Source organism: Rhizomicrobium palustre (assembly GCF_011761565.1).
GTDB lineage: Bacteria > Pseudomonadota > Alphaproteobacteria > Micropepsales > Micropepsaceae > Rhizomicrobium > Rhizomicrobium palustre.
In genome coordinates this window covers 688,698-711,730 of record NZ_JAASRM010000001.1, presented here as the reverse complement: position 1 = coordinate 711,730, position 23,033 = coordinate 688,698, and the positions used below count along the sequence as shown (strand labels likewise).

General features: G+C 60.4%; 23 protein-coding genes. 17 read left to right on the top strand and 6 right to left on the bottom strand.

Annotated elements, in window-relative coordinates; all coding sequences use genetic code 11:
• Nucleotides 1–270 precede the first annotated feature (270 nt).
• The 8 genes from trxB (at nt 271) to FHS83_RS02985 (ending at nt 8,418) form a co-directional block, all read left to right on the top strand.
• Entirely contained in the window at nt 271–1,242 is a 972-nt protein-coding gene (trxB, locus tag FHS83_RS03020; RefSeq protein WP_167080753.1) for a thioredoxin-disulfide reductase, read from the top strand.
• Between the two features lie 56 nt (nt 1,243–1,298).
• Nucleotides 1,299–2,195 carry a LysR family transcriptional regulator gene (locus tag FHS83_RS03015; protein WP_167080751.1) on the top strand — a complete coding sequence of 299 codons (897 nt, stop codon included), beginning with the start codon at nt 1,299–1,301 and terminating at the stop codon, nt 2,193–2,195.
• A gap of 306 nt (nt 2,196–2,501) precedes the next feature.
• Nucleotides 2,502–3,098: a LemA family protein gene (locus FHS83_RS03010; RefSeq protein WP_167080747.1), complete on the top strand. Its 597-nt coding sequence runs from the start codon at nt 2,502–2,504 to the stop codon at nt 3,096–3,098.
• Between the two features lie 65 nt (nt 3,099–3,163).
• Nucleotides 3,164–3,937 carry a TPM domain-containing protein gene (locus tag FHS83_RS03005; protein ID WP_167080744.1) on the top strand — a complete coding sequence of 258 codons (774 nt, stop codon included), beginning with the start codon at nt 3,164–3,166 and terminating at the stop codon, nt 3,935–3,937.
• Between the two features lies 1 nt (nt 3,938).
• Nucleotides 3,939–4,514: a TPM domain-containing protein gene (locus FHS83_RS03000; protein ID WP_167080740.1), complete on the top strand. Its 576-nt coding sequence runs from the start codon at nt 3,939–3,941 to the stop codon at nt 4,512–4,514.
• Nucleotides 4,515–4,663: 149 nt separating this feature from the next.
• Nucleotides 4,664–5,605 (top strand): hypothetical protein, encoded by a 942-nt coding sequence (locus FHS83_RS02995; protein ID WP_167080738.1) that lies wholly within the window; start codon nt 4,664–4,666, stop codon nt 5,603–5,605.
• A gap of 263 nt (nt 5,606–5,868) precedes the next feature.
• On the top strand, nt 5,869–7,842 hold the full coding sequence (locus FHS83_RS02990; protein WP_167080736.1) for a TonB-dependent receptor plug domain-containing protein: 1,974 nt from the start codon (nt 5,869–5,871) through the stop codon (nt 7,840–7,842).
• 96 nt (nt 7,843–7,938) lie between these two features.
• Nucleotides 7,939–8,418 carry a glutathione peroxidase gene (locus FHS83_RS02985; RefSeq protein WP_167080734.1) on the top strand — a complete coding sequence of 160 codons (480 nt, stop codon included), beginning with the start codon at nt 7,939–7,941 and terminating at the stop codon, nt 8,416–8,418.
• Nucleotides 8,419–8,485: 67 nt separating this feature from the next.
• Here the strand turns inward: FHS83_RS02985 and FHS83_RS02980 are convergent, their stop codons facing one another.
• A complete protein-coding gene (locus FHS83_RS02980) occupies nt 8,486–10,552 on the bottom strand; it encodes an elongation factor G (RefSeq protein ID WP_167080732.1) in 2,067 nt (688 codons plus the stop codon).
• A 210-nt stretch (nt 10,553–10,762) separates the two neighbouring features.
• On the opposite strand from FHS83_RS02980, the gene FHS83_RS02975 reads away from it, so the two are divergent.
• Nucleotides 10,763–12,082: an MFS transporter gene (locus tag FHS83_RS02975; RefSeq protein WP_167080731.1), complete on the top strand. Its 1,320-nt coding sequence runs from the start codon at nt 10,763–10,765 to the stop codon at nt 12,080–12,082.
• A gap of 59 nt (nt 12,083–12,141) precedes the next feature.
• Nucleotides 12,142–12,660, top strand: coding sequence for a carbonic anhydrase (locus tag FHS83_RS02970; protein ID WP_167080729.1), 519 nt, complete (start codon nt 12,142–12,144; stop codon nt 12,658–12,660).
• Between the two features lie 7 nt (nt 12,661–12,667).
• Here the strand turns inward: FHS83_RS02970 and FHS83_RS02965 are convergent, their stop codons facing one another.
• The 3 genes from FHS83_RS02965 to FHS83_RS02955 all read right to left on the bottom strand — a co-directional run bounded on the left by FHS83_RS02965 (nt 12,668) and on the right by FHS83_RS02955 (nt 14,799).
• Complete coding sequence (locus FHS83_RS02965; protein ID WP_167080727.1) at nt 12,668–12,859, bottom strand: hypothetical protein; 192 nt, start codon at nt 12,857–12,859, stop codon at nt 12,668–12,670.
• Nucleotides 12,860–12,971: 112 nt separating this feature from the next.
• Nucleotides 12,972–13,475 (bottom strand): DUF4405 domain-containing protein, encoded by a 504-nt coding sequence (locus FHS83_RS02960; protein WP_167080725.1) that lies wholly within the window; start codon nt 13,473–13,475, stop codon nt 12,972–12,974.
• A gap of 106 nt (nt 13,476–13,581) precedes the next feature.
• Nucleotides 13,582–14,799 carry a pyridoxal phosphate-dependent aminotransferase gene (locus FHS83_RS02955; protein WP_167080723.1) on the bottom strand — a complete coding sequence of 406 codons (1,218 nt, stop codon included), beginning with the start codon at nt 14,797–14,799 and terminating at the stop codon, nt 13,582–13,584.
• A 141-nt stretch (nt 14,800–14,940) separates the two neighbouring features.
• Here FHS83_RS02955 and FHS83_RS02950 point away from each other — a divergent pair, with 141 nt between their 5' ends.
• Nucleotides 14,941–15,384, top strand: a complete 444-nt coding sequence (locus tag FHS83_RS02950) for a hypothetical protein (RefSeq protein ID WP_167080721.1) — start codon at nt 14,941–14,943, stop codon at nt 15,382–15,384.
• A 7-nt stretch (nt 15,385–15,391) separates the two neighbouring features.
• Here FHS83_RS02950 and FHS83_RS02945 read toward each other — a convergent pair whose 3' ends face one another.
• Nucleotides 15,392–15,736, bottom strand: coding sequence for a DMT family protein (locus tag FHS83_RS02945; protein WP_167080719.1), 345 nt, complete (start codon nt 15,734–15,736; stop codon nt 15,392–15,394).
• 486 nt (nt 15,737–16,222) lie between these two features.
• Here FHS83_RS02945 and FHS83_RS02940 point away from each other — a divergent pair, with 486 nt between their 5' ends.
• The 5 genes from FHS83_RS02940 to FHS83_RS02920 all read left to right on the top strand — a co-directional run bounded on the left by FHS83_RS02940 (nt 16,223) and on the right by FHS83_RS02920 (nt 21,232).
• The gene (locus FHS83_RS02940; RefSeq protein WP_167080717.1) at nt 16,223–17,692 is read left to right on the top strand and encodes an efflux transporter outer membrane subunit; all 1,470 of its coding nucleotides are present in this window, start codon (nt 16,223–16,225) and stop codon (nt 17,690–17,692) included.
• A 151-nt stretch (nt 17,693–17,843) separates the two neighbouring features.
• Nucleotides 17,844–19,001, top strand: coding sequence for an ABC transporter permease (locus FHS83_RS02935; protein ID WP_208414197.1), 1,158 nt, complete (start codon nt 17,844–17,846; stop codon nt 18,999–19,001).
• Nucleotides 19,001–19,786: an ATP-binding cassette domain-containing protein gene (locus tag FHS83_RS02930; RefSeq protein WP_167085214.1), complete on the top strand. Its 786-nt coding sequence runs from the start codon at nt 19,001–19,003 to the stop codon at nt 19,784–19,786. The genes FHS83_RS02935 and FHS83_RS02930 overlap by 1 nt, the downstream gene beginning before the upstream one ends.
• A complete protein-coding gene (locus FHS83_RS02925) occupies nt 19,770–20,618 on the top strand; it encodes an MlaD family protein (protein ID WP_167080715.1) in 849 nt (282 codons plus the stop codon). The genes FHS83_RS02930 and FHS83_RS02925 overlap by 17 nt, the downstream gene beginning before the upstream one ends.
• Nucleotides 20,615–21,232 (top strand): ABC-type transport auxiliary lipoprotein family protein, encoded by a 618-nt coding sequence (locus FHS83_RS02920; protein WP_167080713.1) that lies wholly within the window; start codon nt 20,615–20,617, stop codon nt 21,230–21,232. The genes FHS83_RS02925 and FHS83_RS02920 overlap by 4 nt, the downstream gene beginning before the upstream one ends.
• A 42-nt stretch (nt 21,233–21,274) precedes the next feature.
• Here the strand turns inward: FHS83_RS02920 and FHS83_RS02915 are convergent, their stop codons facing one another.
• Nucleotides 21,275–22,192 (bottom strand): diacylglycerol/lipid kinase family protein, encoded by a 918-nt coding sequence (locus FHS83_RS02915; RefSeq protein WP_167080711.1) that lies wholly within the window; start codon nt 22,190–22,192, stop codon nt 21,275–21,277.
• 84 nt (nt 22,193–22,276) lie between these two features.
• Between FHS83_RS02915 and FHS83_RS02910 the strand changes: the two genes are divergently transcribed.
• Nucleotides 22,277–23,032 carry a metallophosphoesterase family protein gene (locus FHS83_RS02910; protein ID WP_167080709.1) on the top strand — a complete coding sequence of 252 codons (756 nt, stop codon included), beginning with the start codon at nt 22,277–22,279 and terminating at the stop codon, nt 23,030–23,032.
• The last annotated feature ends 1 nt before the right edge of the window (nt 23,033 follow it).

The window sequence follows — 23,033 nt, the reverse complement described above, 5'->3', positions numbered from 1 at the left end:
TCCCCGAAATAATCTTTCGGGTCACTTTTTACCCTGGAGGGGAATTAAGCGCAATTATATTTCGATAAACACCCGGTCGCAGGGCGGAGTGCGTCCGGGGCTGCAAATGCCCCCAAGGTGCAGCCCAATCCATGGTTTTCTTGCCCGAACCGGGCCAAGCTGGGCCCATGCCTGTCGCCAAGACTGTTGATGGGGAACCTCTCTGGCTTGACCTTTTGGGTCCGGCTCCCGATATCAGCCCCGCACCCGCCCTAACGAAAGTGTACGCCCGTGTCCGACTCCACCAATGACCCCATCCATTCCAAGGTCATCATCCTGGGCAGCGGCCCTGCGGGTTGCACCGCGGCGATTTACGCCGCCCGCGCCATGCTGGAGCCGATCCTGATTTCCGGGATGCAGCCGGGCGGGCAGCTCACCATCACCACCGAGATTGAGAATTTCCCGGGTTTTGCTGAGGCGATTCAAGGCCCTTGGCTGATGCAACAGATGGAAGAGCAGGCCAAGAATCTGGGCACCCGCTTCGTCACCGACCTGATCGCTTCGGTCGATTTCGCCCGCCGCCCTTTCACCCTGATCGGGGATTCGGGCCAGCGCTACACCGCCGACACGGTGGTGATCGCCACCGGCGCCCAGGCCAATTGGCTGGGGCTGGATTCTGAGAATCACTTCCAGGGCTCGGGCGTTTCGGCCTGCGCCACCTGCGATGGGTTCTTCTATCGCGGAAAAAAGGTCGCGGTGGTCGGTGGCGGCAACACCGCGGCGGAGGAAGCACTGTTCCTGACCAACTTCGCCGAGAAGGTCACGCTCATCCATCGCCGCGATAAACTGCGCTGCGATGCGACCAATATGAAGCGTTTGGAGGCCAATCCGAAGATCGAAGTCCTCTATGACCACGAGGTTGCCGAGGTTTTGGGCAGCGAGGCGCCTAAAGGAGTGACAGGTGTGGCTCTGCGCAACTGCATCACCGGCACCGTCACCGAAATCGACGTGGACGGACTTTTCATTGCCATCGGCCACTCTCCCGCAACCTCTTTGTTCAAGGGGCAGGTGGAGATGGACGAATTCGGTTATATCAAGACTGCACCCGATTCCACGCATACCAGTGTGGCCGGTGTCTTCGCGGCGGGCGACGTCAAAGATCGCGTCTTCCGTCAGGCCGTCACCGCGGCGGGGATGGGGTGCATGGCGGCGCTAGAGGCCGAGCGCTTCCTGGCGGGGGCGCATTTTGAGCCCTCCTGGTAGGGCCTAATATTTGTCGGTTTGGACCGGCGCTGATGAAGGTGGATTGAGGGGATCGCATGGACTGGGACAAGCTGCGTATTTTTCACGCCGTGGCGTCCGCAGGAAGCTTCACCCATGCCGGGCAGATGCTGACCCTCAGCCAGTCCGCAGTCAGCCGTCAGATCAGCGCGCTGGAAGAAGAGATCAACACACCGCTCTTTCAGCGCTATGCCCGTGGCCTCACCCTCACCGATGAAGGCGAGATGCTGTATGCGGCGGTGAGCGATGTGCTGGCTCGTCTCGCCCAGGCCGAAGAAGCGCTCAAGAATGTGCACGACGCGCCGCGCGGCTCGTTAAAGGTCACCTCCACCCATGGCATAGGCACCTATTGGCTGGTACCACGCCTGTCGGGGCTTTTGACCGAATGCCCGGAGCTGGAAATCCATCTCGTGATGGAGGATCGCGAGCTCGATCTTTCCCAGCGCGAGGCTGACGTCGCCATCCGCATGCGCGCGCCGGTGCAGGCCGATCTCATTCAGAGAAAGCTCTTCACCGTTCATTATCACGTCTACGCGACCCAGGCCTATCTCGATGCCCATGGCACGCCGTTGAAGGCCGAGGATCTGCCCGACCACACCGTGATCGGTTATGGCGAAACCGCGCCGCCGGAAGTGCGTGAGGTCAATTGGCTCTGCGATCTGTTCAAGCGTTGTCATGCACCCAATCCGCGCGGGCGCATCGTGCGCATCAATAACGTGACGGGCGTACTGAACGCCTGTCTGACCGGTCTTGGCATTGCCTCTGTGCCCGATTACGTCGCGGCGCAGCATCCCGAACTGATCCGCGTCATGCCTGATGTGCCGGGCCCCAGCTTCGATGTGCATCTGGTCTATGCTGATGCTTTGCGCCAGTCCAAACGCGTTGCCGCTTTCCGTGATTTCCTGGTGCGCGAATCCAAGGATTGGCGTTACTAAGAAGTAATGCCGGATGCGGCGAAAACGCGAAAAGCCGCCGCTTTCGCATCCTTGAAAAGCGGAAAATGCCTCTTATCTAGAATGGTACGGCGGCATCGTCCCCCCACGACCCCGCCGGCGGCTGCCCCCAGCCGCGTGAGCCTTGGGCGGCGATGATCCGCCGCCCCGGCTCTGCCCTGCGCCCCAACCGCGCGGGAGATCCCAAGCTGATTGCCGGAGCGCACCCCCGCTCCGGCAATTTTTTCATTTTATGGGAGCCCCATCTTTCCTAAGGTCACTGACACGGGGCTTTTGGGAGAACATTCGATGTCGTTTTGGAAAAATCTTGGCCGCATCGCCGCGGTGGCGGTTCTGGGTGCAACCCTCGCCGGCTGCGGGGTTAACCAGATTCCGAAGCAGGACGAAGAGGTGAAAGCCGCTTGGGCCGAAGTGCAGAACCAATATCAGCGCCGCGCCGATCTCGTGCCGAACCTGGTTGCGACTGTGAAAGGCTATGCCAAGCAGGAATCCTCGGTTCTGACTGCGGTCACCGAAGCGCGCGCCAAAGCCACGCAGACCGTGCTGCCGGAAAAGATCGCGACCGATCCGGAGGCCTTCAAGCAATATGAGCAGAGCCAGGCCCGTCTCTCCGGCGCGCTCGGCCGTCTTCTCGCGGTCTCGGAGAATTACCCCGAGCTGAAATCCAATCAGAACTTCATCGCGCTTCAGGCCCAGCTTGAGGGCACGGAAAACCGCATCACGGTGGCCCGCCGCGATTACATCGGCAAGGTTCAGGAATTCAACACCACCCTGCGCACCATTCCGACGCGCTGGACCGCGTCCTGGTTTTATCCGGAGCTGAAGCCCTATCCGGCCTTCACGACCACCGAGAAGAACCAGAACGCTCCGTCGGTGCAATTCTAATTGTCCATCCCTTATCGTCATGGCTGCCACCTCGGCGGCCATGACGGCTAAGGAGGGTTCATCTCATGCCCTCTCTTCTTAAGCGCGCTCGGCTTCCGCTGCTGGCGTTTTTTGCTGCCTTGTTTGTTCTGTTCACCGTTATTCCCGCTGAGGCTGCGCTGCAGTTTCCCGCGCTCACAGGCCGGGTGGTGGACGAGGCGGGCATCCTCTCGCCCGAGGCCAAGGAAAAACTCACCGCCTATCTTGCCGAACATGAGCAGCAGACCGGCAATCAGGTCGTGGTCGTCACTCTGAAAGACCTTGGCGGCACCGATATCGCCGATTACGGCTATCAGCTCGGCCGCGCCTGGGGCATCGGGCAAAAGGGCAAGGATAACGGCGTTCTCATCGAGATCGCGCCGAACCAGCGCCAGACCCGTATCGATGTCGGCTATAAGCTGGAAGGCGATCTCACCGATGCCCAGTCCAAGCTGATCATCGAAAACTCCATGCTGCCGCATTTTCGCAAAGGCGATTACGACGGCGGCGTGATGGCTGGCACGGTCAATGTGCTGCGCACATTAGGCGGCAATCCCACCGGTGCCGAGGGTATTCCCGAGCCGCGCAAGCATAAGGGCGGCGGCAATCCCCTCGGCGGTATTCCCTTCCTCATCTTGCTCGTGATCTTCTGGGCCGTGTTCGGGCGTCATCTCTGGCCGCTGTTCTTGCTCGGTGGTTTGGGCGGCGGTGGACGCGGCGGCTGGGGCGATGGTGGCGGCGGTGGCTGGGGTTCCGGCGGCGGCGGCTTTTCGGGCGGTGGCGGCTCCTTCGGGGGCGGCGGTGCATCGGGGAATTGGTAAGATGCAGAAACTCTCGGATGACCAGCGCAAGGCCTTGCGCGCGGCGCAGGATGAGGCGGCCAAACGCACCTCGGCCCGCATCGCTGTCCTCACCGTGCCGGTAAGCGATCACTATAAGCTCTATCCGCTCATCTATACCGGCGTCACGGCGATGCTGGTTTTCACCGTGCTCGCGGCCTTGGTGCCCCATATGCATCTGCGCGAGGCGTTCCTGTTCACCGCGGCGGCGGCGGCCGTTGTCGCGCTGGCGAGCGAATTTCTTCCCCTGCGGTTGGCCTTGATCCCGCGCCATGCCAAGAACTGGGAAGCCTGGGAACTCGCACATCGCGCCTTTGCCTCGCGCATCCTGGCGCAGAATGAGCGCAAGACCGGCATCCTCTTCTTCGTCTCCTTTGGCGAGCACTATGTGGAAGTGGTGACCGACCGCGATGTCGATCTGCACATTCCGCAAGGCACCTGGGATGCGATCATCAAGGAATTCCTTGCCGAGGCCAAAGCGGGCCGGGCAGGCGAGGCTTTACCCAAGGCGATTACCGCCTGTGCCAAAGTGCTGGAGCCGTATTATCCTCCAGCCTGAGCGTGTGAATGGGGGCTAGGCGACGCGCCCCCTTCCGCCAGCGCGCTAGTTTGAATCGCCATTGGCCTCGCATAGCGGCTATGCGAATTGGCATTCTTGCCGCTAATAGGTGGGTCTTCGCACTTTCCGCGTGATGACGGGAGAGCCGCGTGCGCAACCCAAGCCTAATCTTGTTTCTCTGTGGAACGCTGTTGGCGGGTTGTTCCAGCACACCCCAGCCTGATGTTACGCAACTCGCGCCATGGACACGGGAGCTGCGCGACCGGCAGCCTGAAGAGGCTTTCGCGGCTGTCTATCGCTGGCGAGGGCATAGTTTGGTCTTCGTGGGCGCGAGCCATTCAACCCGCTCCGATAGCCCAACATTCAAGCTCATCGCGGATGTCTATGCGCGCAAAAGATTTGATACCCTGATTGCCGAAGGCTTCTCATACGCGGCAGGCCCAGACGCCCCCCGTACTTTGCAATGGCTTCAATCTCAAACCGAAACCGACGGCTTTGTGATGGGCGGCGAAAGCGTTCCAGCTCTACGCGGCGCGGTTCAACAGCATGCGCATATCTGGGGCGGCGAGCCCGGCGATAGCGTTATTCGCGATCGCCTTCTCGCCGAGGGCATTTCGGACGTCGATCTGTTGGGGTTCTATACGCTCCGATCCGTTCCTCAATGGATCAGAGAGAAGAGAATAGCCGATGGCGGAGATCCTCGCGTTAAGGATCTGGTTGAAAGCGAGTTGATCCGCAATAGAAGCCGGCTTGGGCTCAAGGAGGCTCTGCTTCCGGACTACACGGCGTGGGCGCAGTGGTACGAACGGACGAATGGTCAAGCCTTTGGCTCCAAATTCCAGCTTGAGGAAGTTGGCCCGCTGGTGGACGGCGACTTCAGCACCAACAAATTGGCAGCGGCCGTTGGGCGTGCGCGAGATGCTTTTCTCCTCGGGACCATCGCCGATCATTTGGGCGAGGGCGAAAACCTTCTGGTCGTGTTCGGTGCGAGCCATCTCATGATCCTGCGTCCCGCGCTTGATCGCATGTTAGGCGCACCTTGCTATGTCGGCGGGAATATGGGCACGGCCCCCGCATCCTGTTTTGAGTAGAGTGGCCGTGAACGCCCCCGTACAGCGTCGATAGTGCCGGTTTGCCTTTACGTGAGGCACGTATTCTGACCCATCCGCAGCCTCCAAAATGGCGCGGCGCTGACCCACGCTAGTTTGAATTGCCATCAGCCCCGCATAGCGGCTATGCGAATTGACATTCTTGCCGCCAATAGTAGGGACTCCCCACTTTCCCCGTTATGAGAGGCAATATCCTTGCAAACCGGGGGGAAGTTTTACCTATGAAGAGTTGTGGAGCGGCAGTTTTGGCAGCAGCCCTGTTAAGCGGGTCTGCTCTGGCCGCGGATGATCAGGGTAGCGTACTGCAATATCCGATCAGCTTTTTTGCCGATGCCCGCCCCTCCACCGCCTATGACATGATCACCCGCTTACCGGGCTTTGTTTTCGATGACGGCCAATCGGCGCGTGGCTTTGCAGGCACCGCGGGCAACGTTCTGATCGACGGCCAGCGCCCCACCGCCAAGACCAACGATCTGCAATCGATCTTGAACCGGATTCCAGCGAACGACGTCGATCATATCGAGCTTATTCGTGGCGGCGCCCAAGGCATAGATATGCATGGCCAGGCGGTGGTCGCAAACATCGTGCGCAAGACTGTCGAATCCACCCAGCTCGTGGCTGACATTTCCAACGACATCTGGACCGATGGCCATATGGTGCCCTCGGCCTCGTTGCAGCTCACGCGCCGCGTCGGCCAGTCCACCTATGAATTCGCGCTCGAAACCTCGACCAGCTACGACGATTCCGTCGGCCATGGCTTTTATAACATCAAGGATTTGACGAACGGGACCACCCGCAATTACGGCCTGCGCTATAAGAGCTGGGGTATCGGCTGGATGACGACTGGCGCGGCCACGGTGCCGCTGTGGGGCGGGCAGTTCAAAGCCAATTTCACCTATCAAGACAGCCCGCAAAGCTCGACCGAGGCGTTTACGGGCGCCAATGACAGCTTCTCGAATATCGATAGCTGGGCACAGAAGCGCGGCGAGATCGGGCTTCACTGGGTGGGACCGGTCGGCGATACCGAACTTGAAACCCTCGCGCTGCAGCGTTTCGGCCGCGATACCGACAATCAGATCCAGGATGCGATTGGCGATATTGAAACCTTTGCCCAGCGCACGCGCACGGTGGAGAGCATTCTGCGCGCCACGCTGCGCTATCGCCCCAATGCCGATCTGACCCTCGAAGGCGGTGCAGAGGGCGCCTATAACGAGCTTGATGGCGGCTCGGTCTATACCATCAATGGCACCATCGTGCCGCTGCCAAACGCGAACGCGCGGGTGGAAGAACGCCGCGGCGAAGTCTTTGCACAAGCCATGTGGAGTTTTTCGCCGAAATGGAAGCTAGAGGCCGGGTCGCGCTTCGAATATTCGGTGATTGCCGAGCAGGGCGGGATTTCGCGCGAGTTCTTTTATCCCAAACCGCGCGTGCTCCTCTCCTACACGCCAGAACCCAATACGCAGATTCGTATGAAGGCCGAGCGCGTTTTGGGCCAGCTCGATTTCACCAACTTCATTGCTTCGGCCAGTCTCACCTCTACGGGTGTCAGCGCGGGCAATGCCCATCTTGCCCCCGACCGGCATTGGCAATACCAGATCGCTTTCGAACGCCATTTCTGGGAGCGCGGCGCGGTTTCGCTGTCTCTCACCCATGAAGATATTTCGGGTGTGCTCGATTACATTCCGGTGCCGAGTGGGTCGGGCTTTTTCAATGCGCCCGGCAATATCGGCGGCGGCCATAAGAACCTTGTCGACATTTCCAGCATGCTGCCGCTGGATTTTCTCGGCTTACCGAACGGGCGTTTAAAAACCACCATCGCGTGGAAGCTCACCGGCGTGCGCGATCCGGCTACGGGTGAGACCCGCGCCATCTCCGGTGTCCGCCCGCGCAGCTACAAATTCACTTTCAGCCAGGATATCGACAGCCTGAAATCCACCTGGAGCGCCTTTTTCTACACGGGCTGGCACGAGAACAGCTACCGCCCGGACCGGTTCCGCGATCGCAACCTGCCGCCGCTCTATGTCGAGCTGGAATGGGACTACAAGCCGACGCCGCAATGGATGATCGCGGTTGCGGCCAAGAATGTGGGCCAGTTCAACTACGATGATCAGAACACCTTCTATTCGGGCTTGCGCGGCTCCTCGCCTGCGGTGCAATGGACGGATTACCAAGTGCACTCCCAGGCCCGCCTCTATGTCGAGGTTCGAAGGACTTTCTAAGGACTCTGCATGAAGATCTGGTGAGGTAGAGAAAAACCGCGTGCACATTTTCAGGCCTGCCCCTAATTTCCCTCGCGAAGGTGAAAGGGCACGTCCATGACCACGCTGTATGATTTTCAAGCCACCAAGCTCAGCGGAGAAGAGGTGTCCTTGTCGGCCTATCAGGGGCGTGTTGTGCTGGTGGTTAATACGGCCAGCAAATGCGGCTTCACCCCGCAATATGAAGGGCTTGAGGCGGTCTATAAGGCTTATCAGTTCCACGGCTTCACCGTGCTCGGCTTTCCTTGCAACCAGTTCGGCGCCCAGGAGCCGGGGAACGCCTATGAGATCGCCTCCTTCTGTCAGGCCAATTACGGCGTCTCGTTTCCGATGTTCGCCAAGGTTGAGGTGAACGGTCCCGGCGCCCACCCGCTGTTTCAGTTCTTGAAGAAAGCCAAGCCCGGTCTGTTCGGCTCGTCCATCCGCTGGAATTTCACGAAATTTCTCATCGGCCGCGATGGTGTGCCCTTGCGCCGCTTCGCCCCCACCAAGACGCCCGTGAAAATCGCTCTGGCGATTGAAAAGGCGCTGGGTTAGGCCCGCAAAAGAAACGGTGCGAAGAGGGACCTCTTCGCACCGCCATGAAACACCCATTATGTGAAGGTTATCCCGCCTTGGCCTCCTCCTTGGCGGCTTTGCGCGCGGCTACCACTTGGTCTGCGATCTTGCCGGAAAGCTCGGCGAGGTGATCGAATTCCATCTCGAAGGTCGCCACGCCTTGGGTCAGCGAGCGCAGATCGACGATAAGATTGCCGATTTCGCTTTGCGGCATTTCGGCTTCCACCGTATCCCAGTTGTTCCAGCCTTCGCGGGCATCATAACCGAGCAGCGAACCGCGCCGTCCCGACACCACCGCATTGATCTTGGAGGTGGATTCGTTCGGTACGTGGATTTTCACTTTCATGATCGGTTCCAGCAGTACCGGCGCGCATTGCGGCATGCCATCCTGCATGCCGATACGGGCGGCGGTCTGGAAGGCGGCATCGGAGGAATCCACGGTGTGATACGAGCCATCGCAAAGCGTGACGGAGATATCCACCACCGGGAAACCCAGGGGGCCTTCCTTCAAATATTCGATCACGCCTTTTTCGACCGAGGGAATCCACTGGCGCGGCACCACCCCGCCGACGATCTGATCGACGAAGAGGAAGCCCGCGCCGCGTTCCTGCGGACGGATGACGAGTTCGACATCGCCGAATTGTCCGTGCCCGCCTGATTGCCGTTTATGGCGCCCGCGCTGGCTGACCGATTTGCGGATGGTCTCCTTGTAAGGAACGCTGGCCGGCTTGGTCAGAAGCTTCAGCCCGTATTTGCTGATCAGCTTTTCGGTGGCGACTCTGAGATGAATTTCGCCCTGGCCGGAGAGCGTCATCTCATGCAGCTCGCCATCCTGCTCGAACTTCAACGAAGGGTCTTCCTCGATCAGCTTGGCCAGTGCCGCGGTAAGCTTCACTTCATCCTTGCGGTCGGCTGCTTGGACCGCGAGTTTAAATACCGGCGTCAAAAGCTCGATCGCTTTTTTCGGTGGTGCGGCTTTGCCGCTGGTCAGCGTTGCACCTGTTGGTACGCCTTCCAGCCGCGCCAGCGCCACGGTCTGCCCGGGGCCTGCTTCGGTGAGTTTGGTCTGGGTTTGGCCGACCAGCGAGAAGATGCCGCTCACCCGTGCTTCTGTCCCATCGGCGGTTTTGAGCACCGCGCCGTCCTTCAACACCCCTTGCATCACCCGGGCGATGGAAACCTTGCCGCCGTGATTGGTGTAGCTGGTCTTCAAGACTTGCGCATAGACATCGCTCGAAACCGGAATGGAAAGCCGCGCCGCGGCCAAATTCACATCGGGGCATTCATGGCGCAGCGCCTTCATCAGTCGCGTGATGCCCTGGCCGCGTTCGGCTGAACCGATCAGCACGGGCACCACCAGCCCTTCGGCGAATTCACGCCTAAGATCGCCAAACACTTCCTCACGCGCGGGCTCCTGATCGGAAAGCAATTCTTCCATCAGCCGTTCGTCGTAATCGGCAAGCCGTTCCAGCATCTGATAGCGGGCCTGCTTTTCACGATCGACATCGTTGATGGCGATGGCTTCGGAATGCTGGCCGTCGCGATAGGCAAAAGCGCGTTCCAATGCTAGATCGACAAAGCCCGTTACCTGCTCATTGTCCCAGATCGGAATCTGGCGAAGTAATAACGGCGTCGTGCTTGCCGCCTGCAAGGTTGAGAGAATGGCGCGCAAGGACCCGCTCGCCTTTTCGATCTTATTGACGAACAGGATGTGCGGAATCTGCAAATCCTCGAGCCGCTTCAGATAGGGGCGCAGCATCTGCACCTTGGAGGGTTCGGGCTCGATCACCACCACCGCCGCGTCAATGCCGTGCAGGGTGAAAATCGTGTCTTGCAGAAATTCGATGGAACCGGGGCAATCTAGGAAGGTGAAAGACTGATCGAGATAATTCGTGGTGGCGCAATTTACTTCAACGCTCATCTGGCGGGCGCGGGCTTCGGGCACCGCATCGCCGACCGTATTGTTCTGGGCCACAGAGCCTTTGCGCAGGATGGTACCGTTGGAGAACAGCACGGCTTCAAGCAAGCTCGTCTTGCCCGAACCATAGGGTCCTACCAAGGCCACGGTGCGTGGCCCTTTTCCTCCATTTACAGGATTGGCATTGCCGGACATCGTTTGCCTCCTTCGGGCCCCGTTGTGTCGGGGTCCGGGGGCGCGGCGGGCGGCGGTCCCGGTTCATCGGGCCGCGTCACGCGCCCCTCTTTTGGTGGTCAAAGCCTCGCGCCGAATGCGTCCGCTGGCAAGAGGTCTCGCCTCTGAATTGCTTTGCTGCACCCGCGAAAGGTCGTAAGTTCCGCCCGTCATTTTCCCCGGGGATTGCGTTTGTCCACTGCGTCGAAGACCCATCCGGTCTGGTTTCTCGTCATGTTCATCCCTATGGGGATCTCCAACGGTTATGTGGTGGTGACCCTGGCCTATCTCCTGGCCACGGCCGGGGTAGGGGCAGTTGGGGTGGCGGCGCTGGGGGCCTGGAGCCTCTTGCCGCAGACCTGGAAGGTTCTGGGCGGCCCCTTGGTCGATACTACCCTCTCCAACAAGACGTGGTTTGTCGGCTCGGCGATTGCGACGGGCATTTTGATGATCGCGGCCTCGCTGATCGCGCCTTCCGCCGCCAATTACAATCTGATCGCCGTCCTGGCATTTTTGTTTTCCACCGCCGCTGCTTTCAACGCCTTGGCGGCGGATTCGATCATGGCCTATGCCACCGTGCCCGAGGAAAAGGGCCGCGCGGGCGGCTGGAGCCAGGCGGGTAATCTTGGCGGTTCAGGGCTCGGCGGCGGTTTGGGTCTTTGGCTTTCCCAGAACGCGACGCCTTCGGGCACGGCGGGGGTTGGCGATTGGCTTACCGCGCACACCGGTCTTCACGCTTTCGCTGATCTCGGCCTTTGGTTCGGTCAGCATGTCAGCGCCGGGGCTTTCGCGGGCATCGCGGTCGGGCTCGTCTGCCTTCTCTCCTGTCTCGGTCTTTTCTTTGTGCATGAGCCCGAAGGCCATCACCGCGCCGAAAGCTTTGGCGAGAGCATCATCAATGTCGGCAAGGATGCTTGGGCGCTGGTTTGCTCGCGCAAGGGCTTGCTCGCCGTGGTGGTTTTCGCGCTGCCGGTCGGCGTTGGCGCAATGACCCAGCTCTGGTCGGGCGTGGCTGCCGATTGGCATGCTTCGGCCAATTGGGTGGCGCTGGTCAACGGCGCGCTCGGCGGGGTTCTTTCCATGGTTGGCTGCATCGCGGGTGGCTGGCTCTGCGATAAGATGGACCGCATGACGGCGCTGAACCTTTTCAGCATCGCCACAGCCGCATGTGCCCTCGTTATGGCGCTTGCGGCCAAGACCGAGACCAACTTCATCATATTCGTCTGTCTGTATATGATCCTGACTGGCTTCTGCTATGCCGCCTTTGGCGCGGTGGTTCTGGAAGCGATCGGGCAGGGCGCCGCGGCGACGAAGTACAATCTTCTCGCCAGCCTCGCCAATGTGCCGATCATTTACCTCTCGATCCTGGATGGCAAGGCGCATGACCATTGGGGCGCCAAAGGCATGCTGCTCGCAGACGCCCTGATCCCGGTCGCGGGAACCGTGCTGTTTGTGCTCTTCGCAATCGCAACACGGCGCTTCTATAAGCAGAAGTCCTTAGACGCGTCATAATCGCGCGTTTAGGACGTGAAGCATATTATCCCGGCGCAACCTTTAGGGCTGGGATACCTATGAAGCATAATTGCTGTAATCATATCGGTCGCCGCACCGTGTTGAGCGGCGCCGTGTTTGTGGCTGGCGGGATCGCGCTTTTGCCTGGCACGGCTTTCGCGGGGCATGCCGAAGCGCTGGTCCTCACCTGCATCGATTATCGTCTTGTCGATGACGCGGTGCATTTCTTCGACAGCCACCATCTTACAAATGAATATGATCAGGTGAGTCTTGCAGGCGCCTCGCTGGCGGCGGTGTCGCCTAAGTTTCCGTCCTCAAATGCGGCGCTTTGGGATCATGTCGATATCGCCAAGAAGCTGCACGCCATCAAAAAGGTGATCGTGGTCGATCATCGCGACTGCGGCGCCTATAAAGTGGCGTATGGCGAGAAATTCGTCGGTGAAAGGGCAGGCGAGACGGCGCAGCACAAAGAGGTGATGGCCGAATTCAAGAAAACCCTCGCCAAGAAGCACCCCGATCTCGGTGTCGAGTTCTACCTCATGGACCTCGACGGCAAAGCCGAAGCGGTCACTGTGTAGGACACACTCAGCTCACGTAATCGCAAGGCTCGGGCTCGGTGCAGCGGCGGCGCAGAAGGCGTTCCGCCAAAACTTCGAGCTCGATGGCGGTGAGCAGCATGATGTGGTTGTAGCGCGCATCGCCGGTCTTGGTGACGCGGTCACGGAAGCTTTGTGCGAGTTGCAGCACGTTATCGGCGCGAACAGTGTGGACTTCCATGGCGGCTCTCCCATCCGGTTATCCGGTGAGGAGAGCCTACCATTCGGAGAGCCGGCTTCTATCCGTGTGCGCCCGTATACGCAGGCATGCGTATCACTAAGGGTAATTTCTCTTAAGCATCATTGAGCAGCGCGCCGAATAAATGCGGCAGCCGCACGTCATTTTTCTCGGCAACCTCTGAAAGCGATTGTTGCGAGGTTTCCACCGTAAGGCCGCGCGTTTTCAGTTTCTCGATGACTTGATCCGCGCTCATGCCCAAGGCGGGTGCGGAGGTTGCGATGGGAACATCGGCCACGCGGCGCGCCACCAGCCAGGGGCCGCCCGCATGTCCGCGCGCTTCTCCATTCGGCAGTTGTGCGATGATCAGCACCGCCATGGCCGCGCCGAGCACGCCGACAATCGCTTTGCTGCTCCAGGAACGCATCATGCCGAGAACACCGCGCCAATTGCGCACGATATGCATCAACAAGGCTGCGACAAAGGCCCAGCCGAGCCATTCATGCACCTCGCCGATTTCTCCGCGAATGCCGAAAAACATCATAATTCCAGTGATCGCCAGGGAGAGCCCAGTAACAAGGCTCAGCGGCGTGGCATAGCGGCGAAGGAATTCCTGCATGGCGTCGTCTCCTCTTTGAGGGACCAACGCGCGCATTTGGGGAATTCCGTCGAGGCAGCATGTTCACAGCGGCGTGACCGATGAACATGCTGCTCGAGGGCAGTGATTATTTCAGCGCGGCGGCAAAGCGCTGGATACGCGTGCAGGCGGCTTCAAGCGCCTGGTTCGAAGTCGCATAAGAAACGCGGAAGAAGGGCGAAAGACCGAATGCGGCGCCATGCACCACAGCCACGCCTTCGAATTCCAGAAGTTCGCTGGCGAAGTCTTCGTCGGTCTTGATCACCTTGCCCGAAGGCGCGGTCTTACCAATCAGTCCACGGATCGACGGATAGACGTAGAACGCGCCGTCCGGCTTGGGGCATTCGATGCCGGTCGCCTGATTGAGCATGGAGACGACGAGATCGCGGCGTTCTTCGAAGATCTTCTTGCGCTCGGGGATGAAATGCTGCGTGCCGTTCAAGGCTTCCACGCTCGCCCATTGCGAGATCGAGGTGGCGTGGCTCACCGATTGGCTCTGCAGTTTCGCCATCGCTTTGACTAGCGGCTCGGGGCAGCCGCAGAAGCCGATACGCCAGCCGGTCATGGCATAAGCCTTGGAAACACCATTCATCGTCATGGTGCGCTCATAAAGCTTGGGCTCAACAGCGGCGATGGTGGCGAATTTGAAATCGCCATAGACGAGGTGCTCATAAATGTCGTCGCTCAGCACCCAGACATGGGGGTGGCGCACCAGGACATCGGCCAGAGCCTTCAATTGGTCGGCGGTGTAGCAGGCGCCGGTCGGGTTGGAGGGCTGGTTCAGGATCACCCATTTGGTCTTGGGCGTAATCGCCGCGTCGAGCTGTTCCGGCGTCAGGCGGAAGCCGTTTTCGAACTTGGCTTCGACAACCACCGGGGTGGCTCCGGCCAGCGCCACGATATCGGGATAGGAAACCCAATAAGGGGCAACGCAGACCACTTCGTCGCCGGGGTTCAGTGTGGCGAGCAGCGCGTTATAGATCACGGCCTTGCCGCCCGCGCCGACGAAGATCTGCGAGGTGGCATAGTCGAGCCCGTTCTCGCGCTTGAACTTGGCGGCGATGGCTTTGCGGAGCTCCGGGATGCCTTCGACATTGGTGTATTTGGTCTCGCCTCGGCGGATGGCGGCGATGGCCGCTTCCTTCACATTGTCGGGCGTGTCGAAATCGGGCTCACCCGCACCCAGGCCAATGACGTCGCGCCCCGCCGCTTTCAGTTCGCGGGCCTTTTGCGTTACCGCGATGGTCTGCGAAGGTTGAATCCGTCCGAGCGATTCGCTCAAAAATCCTGGGGGCAGCGCGGCCATAGCGTCCTCTTGAGTGTTTGGGGGCGGCACCCTGCCGCCCAGAGTTCCTCCCCGCAAGAGAGCGGGTGAGAATGATTACCCTGAATTACTGTTTTTCAAGATTCTCGCCTTTATAGTCCAACCTATGGAGGAATGGCTGTCATGCGTCGGTTTGCCATCCTGATCCTTGCCGGCCTGCTGCTCGCAGGCTGTTCTCAGCGCCACACCCCGCCGGTGGGGCGTTGGATAGGCCATTACGAATCGTCATCCGTTATGGTTGTGGCCTGGCTTGAGATTCTTCCATCAGGCGATATCCGCGTCAGCGCCCCCGATTTTCTCGATGTGGGCGATCCCACCGACGAGCAGCGTCGCGAGATGCATAAGCGTCTGGCCTATGACCTTTCCGAGGGCTGGAGCGAGGTAAAGCTGCGGCAATACGATTTTGACGGCCACGTCTTCCGCAAACAGGGTGGGGTGGCGCCGCAGATGGAATGGGACGCCTCCAAGCAGGAAATGAAGGTTGTGTTCTATTTTGGGATGTCGCACGCCATCCGCATCCCGATGACGCCGGTGAAGAACTTCGGCGAAGATCCCTGGCTGCCGTAAGGCCCCCTCAGAACTCGTGAAACGCGAAAAACGCCGCCAGACCCAGGAGGGCGAAGGCGACAAGGTGATTCCATTTCAGCGCCTCACCCAGATAGAGCGTCGAGAACACCGCGAAGACCGCCAGGGTAATCACTTCCTGCATGGTCTTGAGCTGGGCCGCCGAATAGACCGTGTAGCCGATCCGGTTCGCTGGGACGGCGAGGCAATATTCGAAAAAGGCGATGCCCCAGCTAATAGGAATGACTAGCCATAAGGACGTGCCAGGAAATTTGAGCTGGCCGTACCAAGCAAAGGTCATGAACACGTTTGAGCAGAGCAGCAAAATGATGGGGGCCAACGCCGGCCAAGTCATGAGACCCTCATTAAGTTTTCGATGAACACATGGCTTTTCCCGCGAAGTGGTCGCCAGAGAATGCGGGGCGGGCGCGATGCGACACCTGGTTACAAATCTGATTATATTGCACTTTCGCACGAAGCCGCGAAGTTTCACAGTCGTTCTAAGCTGCTTTGCGAAGCAGCCATAAACGTTGCCGGATCTCGTTTTTGGACAGGGTTTGGCATCGCGGCTGTGCTCCTCCGGCGCTCCACCACCGTGGCACAGTCACTGGGCGGCTGGGCTTTTGGGTGCCCCCAAGACCTTGAAGGTCCGGCCGTCCACCCCATATCCGCACACCCTCGATCATTTTGCTGTATATTCGCCGGAAATGATGGATATGTCCGTTAAAAGGAAATCTGTCCTCTTCGGTATTCCAGTCAGAGAAACATGTTGTCGAATGACGCCTGATACCCATATTGGCGTTCGGCGGCCCATGTTCCCCGGCCTCGAGCGAGCGAACTCATGAAGATTCTATTCAACAGCGTATCCGTTGTCGTGCTGGCCTTTGCCCTTACTGCCTGCGCCACGACCCCTCCCGAGCCAATTAAGGCCGAGGACATGCCGAAAGCCTATGAGGCCCCCGTTCCGGTGGCTGATCAGGAAGTGACCGCCGAATGGTGGAAAAGCCTGTCCACGCCCGAGCTGACGGCCCTGATCGAGGAAGCCCATACTGGCAATCTGGATTTGGCGACGGCGGCAGCGCGTGTCGAGCAGGCCCAGGCGCAGGCCGGCACGGCCACAGCCACCTTGTTCCCGTCCCTGAACGCGACCTATTCGGCCAAGCGTCAGGGCGTCGACAAGACGAGCCCCTTAAATCCCGCAAAGGCGTCCAACAGCTTCGGCCTGACCGGGGCTGCGAGCTACGAGCTCGACATCTTCGGCGGTAACGTCAATTCCGTCCGTGCCGCCCGCGATTCCTCGCGCGCCGCGATCTATTATCACGAATCGGTGCGCCTCTCGACGGATGCGAGCGTCGCCAATTCCTACTTCGCGGTTCTGGCGCTGCGCGAGCGTATCGACATCGCCCGCCGCAACGTGGAAGCCGCTAAGCGCATTCTGGCCATCACCCAAGCCAAGGTTCAGAACGGCGTCCTCTCTAATCTGGAGCTGGCGCAGCAGACCTCCACGGTTTTGGGCGTGGAAGCCAATATCCCGCGCTTGGAAGAGCTGGAACGTGAGCAGCGCAATGCGCTGGCCATTCTCGTCGGCCGCATGCCCGGCGCTTTGAAGGTGGAAGCGGCGAGTGTCGAAGGCCTCACCGTTCCGGCCGTTAAGTCCGGTATCCCGGCGACCTTGCTGACCCGCCGCCCGGACGTGGCGCAGGCTGAAGCGAGCCTTCTGTCCGCCCATGCCAATCTTGATGCGGCCCGCGCGGCCTTCCTGCCGGGCGTCAGCCTGTCGGCGGGTGGTGGCTGGTCCAACACGGTGATGAACGGCCTGATCTCGCCGCAGAACCTCGCCTGGAATATCGGGGCGAGCGTGGTGCAGTCGATCTTTGACGGTGGCCGCCTGACCTCGCAGCGCGATTACTATAAGGGCCGCGAGAACGAGCTTGTCGCCAGTTACAAGGCGGCGGTGCTCAGTGCTTTGAACGACACCGAAACCCAACTCGGTTCGGTCACCTCTTATAGCGAGCAGGAGCGCCTCACCACCGAGCAGGTGAAGAACGCGCAGGAAGCCTTCCGCATCTCCGAACTGCAATATCGCGAAGGCGTGGTCGATCTGTTGACCGTGCTGCAGGCCCAGCAGACTCTGTTCTCGGCGCAAGACACGCTGATCCAGATCAAGCTGGCGCGTTTGCAGGCTGGCGTCGGTCTCTATCGCGCGCTTGGCGGTGGCTGGGACGTGAAGCAGGATGAGGATAAGCCGCTGCGCAACACCTTCATCCCGGTTCCCGATTTCACCGATTTGCCGATCGGACTTCCCTTCTAAGCTTGGTCGCTTACAAATTAGGCGTTCAATAACGCCTTGCTGAACGGGCTCGCTGGAAACAGCGAGCCCTTTTTGCATTTACGCGCAACATTCCGCGGGAAATGGACGTTCCCGTCACCGGCGGCCTAGTCGGGCCGGATTTGGCCCGGTAATGTCCATGGGGATGGGCGATAAGATGGATGCAGCGAGCCCCTGGTTTGAAGCAAACCGCGATGGGGACAAGTTACGGATTTCAGCAGGCGGTCCATGGACAGTCTTTGGGGCTGGCGCGGTCGATGCGGGCTTGCGTGCCCTTGCGCGCGAGAACGCGCGCGTTGCGGAAATCGATGCGACCGGAATCGAAAGCCTAGATACCACCGGCGCCTGGCTCTTGCTGCGCACCAAGATTCAGCTGAAACAGGCCGGGCTGAAAGTCGCCCGCTTTGATGTACCCGAGCATTATCGCCCGCTGCTGGCGGTAATCGATACCGAGTCGCTTGATTGCCCCAAGGTAGAGACACGCGAGACCCTGGTCGGGTTTCTCGATCGGGTAGGGCGGTCCGCTTATGAGGTGGCTGGCAACGCGGCTGGCATATTGGGCTATCTCGGTCGCATCACTGTCGATTGGTTCAGACTGGTCGTGGCTCCGCAGCGCCATGTGCGCATTACCGCGCTCACCCATCAGATTGAAGAAGTCGGCATCAATGCGCTGCCCATCGTCGGGCTATTGATGTTCCTGGTCGGGATCGTGCTTGCCTATCAGGGCGCCGATCAGCTTTCGCGCTTCGGGCTCGATATCTTCACCGTCAATGCGCTCGGCGTCGGCGTCTTGCGCGAGCTGGGCGTGCTCATCACGGCGATCATCATCGCGGGCCGTTCGGGCTCGGCCTTCACCGCCCAGATCGGCACCATGAAGGTGAATGAGGAAATCGATGCGATGCAGACGATGGGCCTCAATATCGATGACGTCTTGATCCTGCCGCGCGTCGCCGGCCTTATCATCGCGCTGCCGTTTCTCACCTTCTATGGCGATATCGTGGCCCTGATCGGCGGCGCCATCATGTGTTACTTTCAGCTTGGCATCACGGTGCCGATGTTCGTGCGCCAATTGCATGAGGCGGTGAACATCAACACCTTCCTCGTCGGCATGATCAAGGCACCGGTCTTTGCTTACGTCATCGGCATGGTGGGCTGTTACGAAGGCCTCAATGTGGAACGCAACGCCGCTTCGGTGGGCCGCTTGACGACACGCTCGGTGGTGGAGTCGGTCTTTCTCGTCATCGTGCTCGATGCCGGTTTCTCCGTCATCTTCTCGGTTTTGGGGGTATGATGGAGCCGGCGAATGATACCATCATCAGCGTGCGCGGGCTTGTTACCCAGCTTGGCGGGCGGCTGATCCATGATCATGTCGATCTCGATGTCCGCCGCGGCGAAGTGATTGCCATTGTCGGCGGTTCCGGCTCGGGAAAATCGGTTCTGCTGCGCACCATCATTGGCCTTTTGACGCCCCATGACGGGCATATCGAGGTCTTCGGTGAGAATGCGGCGGGGCTGGATTCCGGCGGGCTGCGCCGCCTGCAACGGCGCTGGGGTGTGCTGTTCCAGGATGGCGCGCTCTATTCCTCTCAGACCGTGGCCGAAAATATCCAGGTACCTTTGCGTGAATACGCCAAGCTGCCGCAACAACTGATGGACGAGATCGCGGGCGTCAAACTCCATATGGTCGGTCTTTCTGAAGACGCGGGCAGCAAATATCCCTCCGAGCTTTCCGGTGGCATGCGAAAGCGTGCGGGCCTCGCCCGTGCGCTCGTGCTCGATCCCGAAATCGTCTTTCTTGATGAGCCGACGGCGGGGCTGGATCCCATCGCCGCCAATGCGTTCGACATGCTGATCCGCAATCTGCAGCAGAGCTTGGGCCTCACCGTTTTCATGGTGACGCATGACCTCGATACCTTGCGCTCCATCGCCGACCGGGTGGCGGTCTTGGTCAATAAGACGCTCAAAGTCGGCACCATCGAAGAGGTGATGCGCGATAACGATCCCTGGATTCAGGAATATTTCTCCGGCCCGCGTGGCCGTGCGGCAATGAAGGTGAGCGATGGAAACCAAAGCTAATTACGTCGCCGTCGGGGCTTTCGTGATGGCCTGCCTCGTGGCCTTGGTCATCACCGTCTTGTGGCTGGCCGGGTTCCAGTACAGCCATGAATATGTCTATTACCGGACCTATTTCCACGGCCCTGTCACCGGCCTCGGCAAGGGTACGGCGGTGCGCTACAATGGCATTGATGTCGGCCGTGTCGATAATCTGCAATTCGATCCCAATGATCCGCAGATCGTGGTCGCGACCCTGCAAGTGCAGCCCGGCCTCAATATCCGCACCGACTCCACCACTTCGATTGAGCCGCAAGGCCTCACCGGTGGCTCTTATGTCGAAATTTCCGGTGGCACCAAGAACGCGGCCCTTTTGCAGCCCCCGCCGGGTGAAAGCGTGGCCGAGATCAAATCCTCGCCTTCGGCCTTGCAGAAGCTCACCCAAGGTGCGCCGGAACTGCTCGCCAAGCTGAATAACATTGCGGATCGCTTGATGGCGGTGGTCTCGGACGAGAACCAGAAACACCTCACCAACACCCTGGCGAGCCTGGACAAGACCACCTCTGCCTTGGCCGCGCGTTCGGGCGATATCGACACCACGCTCGCCAACCTCGCCGCGGCCTCCAAAGAGCTTCCCGGCACCATCGCCACCGCCAATCAAAGCCTGAAAAAAGTCGGCAAGCTCGCCGATGACGCCGATGACTTTGTGAAGGGCGATGGTTTGGCCGAATTGTCCGGCCTTATCGCAGACACACGGCGCGCGGTCTCAAGCCTCAACCGTCTCACCGACGAGCTCGACCGTCAGCCGACCAAACTGATCTTCGGAGATCGCCGTAAGGGGTATACACCGCAATGATCCTGGATCGCCGCGCCCTCATTCTGTCGTCGCTCGCCACGGCGGGCCTTGCCGGCTGCGCTGATATTGTCGGCCCGCCAGAGCCGCCCAAGCTCTACCGCCTCTCGCCGCGCTTTGCTGCCGTGCCTGGGCCCTCCGTGCCTTGGGCGCTTTCGGTGCTGCGCCCGGAAACCGCTGGCTCTTTCGAGACCGAGCGCCTCGTGCTCACGCGCCCGCCCTCCGGCCTTGATTTTTATGCCAACACCGCCTGGTCGGATCGCACGCCGAACCTCATCCAGACGGCGCTGGTGGAAGCTTTCGAAGCTTCCGGCCGCATCGCGCAGGTGGCGCGCGACAGCGACGGCATTCGCGCCGATTACCTCCTCAACACCGATCTTCGCGATTTCGAGGCGCGTTATGATCAAGGCGAGGGCGCGCCGCTCGCGGTGATCAGGCTGGCCGTCCGCCTGATGGAAACAAGGGGGCGCCGTATTGTCGGCACCGCGGTTTTCGCGAAGGAAGTGCGCGCCTCAGCCAATACGGTCGATGCCGTCGTCGCCGCCCATACCGAAGCTTTTTCGGGGCTCGCCGCCGATCTCGTGCCCTGGGTGTTGAAAGCGCCGATGCCGAAATAGTTTTCCATCGTCATGGCCGGGCTTGACCCGGCCATCCAGACGTTACACCGCCTCCTCATGCCGCGCGGCCAGAACGGGCGAGGTTTGCGGCACCAGCGCCTTGAAAGCGTTGGGCACAAAGCGCACTTCGGTGGTGCGGGGCAGGGTCACGCGCTCGCCATCGAGCAAGGCCGGAATGGGCCGTCGCGCCGTCAAGAGAAGCTCGCGCGTCGCTACCGCCCTCACCTGTGCCGCCAGCCGCCAATCGGCGAAGAGTCCCGACAGCGCCAGTGAAAACGCTTCGCCAAGATCGCGAGTGGTGAGCGCCGCGGCTTCCAGCGCGGGCGCATCCGAAGGCATCACCTTGGAGATCAAGGGGCAGATCACCGACACGGCGGTGGCCTTATGCAATTTGCCCAGGCTGAAACTATAGCGGATGCGTCCTGAAAAACTGCGCCGCCAGGCATTGATGGCGCGCCGGAAGGCTTCCGATACGCGGCTCTCCCGCAAGGCTTCTCGCGCTTCGGCCCAATGGGCGGGCGGCCCGAAAATTCCAGCGCAGAAAAAGCGGTGACCTTCCACCTCGCCGGCCCCGATATGGGCAATAGCAGGCGCCGCCACGGTTTCGCGCAAGGCATCCGGCCAGCTTTGCTCGCCGTAAAGCGCGCGTGGCAACATATTCATGGTGCCGCCAGGCAATGCGATGAAGCCCATCCCGGATTTGGAACATTTTTCCGCCGCGGTGCGGATGGTGCCGTCCCCGCCCAGCACGATCAGCACGTCGAGATCGCTCGCCGCCAACTTGGTCAGCGCCGCATCGACCTCGCTGCCATGCACGGCTTCCATGGCGGCGGGCTTGATCCCGGCCTCGTCCAAAATCGCCAGCATGGTGGCTCCAGCGGCCATATCCGCGCTGCCGGAGGAGCGGTTGACCACGGCGCCGATTTTGGCGGCTTTCAAATCTATGCGTTCAGGAACCATGTGCCCTCAGCGAAGTCTTGCTACTATTCCTTCTGCACAACGCGCGAGGAAGCCTTCGCGCTGAACTTTTCCTAAGGGGGCGTTTTGCCGACCCGTATCGCGCATCTTTCCGATCTGCATTGCCCGGCCAAAACACCAGGGCAGGCCGAGGCTTTGGCTGCCAGCGTGAACGCGGCCAAACCCGATCTTCTCATTGTTACGGGGGATCTGACCAGAAGGGGGCGCAACCGCGAATATCGCGCCGCCTTGGAGCTTCTCTCGGCCATGCCCGCGCGGCGCTTGGTGGTGCCGGGCAATCACGATGTGCCGGTGGCCGATACCTTCGCGCGCCCCTTTGCCCGTTTCGCCGAGTACCTTGCCGGTCAGCCGCTCTTTATCGAGACGGAGGATGTGCTGGTGGTGGGGCTCAACACCGTGGCGGCTTTCCGCTTCGGCGATTGGTCCCTTGGCACCGCGCCGCGCGCGCGCCTCGAACCGGTGGAAGCCTTATTAAAGCAGAAACCCGCGGGAAAGCTCGGCATCGTCGCCGCCCATCATCCCCTGCGCCCGCATGCGCTGGACCCGCAGCGCTCCGCCACCAGCCATGGCCCGGAAGCCTTCAAGAGTCTTGCGGCCGCAGGTATGAGCCTGCTTCTGCATGGCCATCTGCATCGCACCTCTAAAACCTGTCTCGCGGCGGCGGGATCATCTGTGTGCGAATTATGCGCCAACACCGCGCTCTCCGATCGCGAGCGCGCCGGCGCTGCCGGTTATAACCTGATCGATGTCACCGGCCCCGCCTTCACCGTCACCCCGATGAGCTGGACGGGAACAGCTTATGAGGCGGGGCAGGTATTATAGG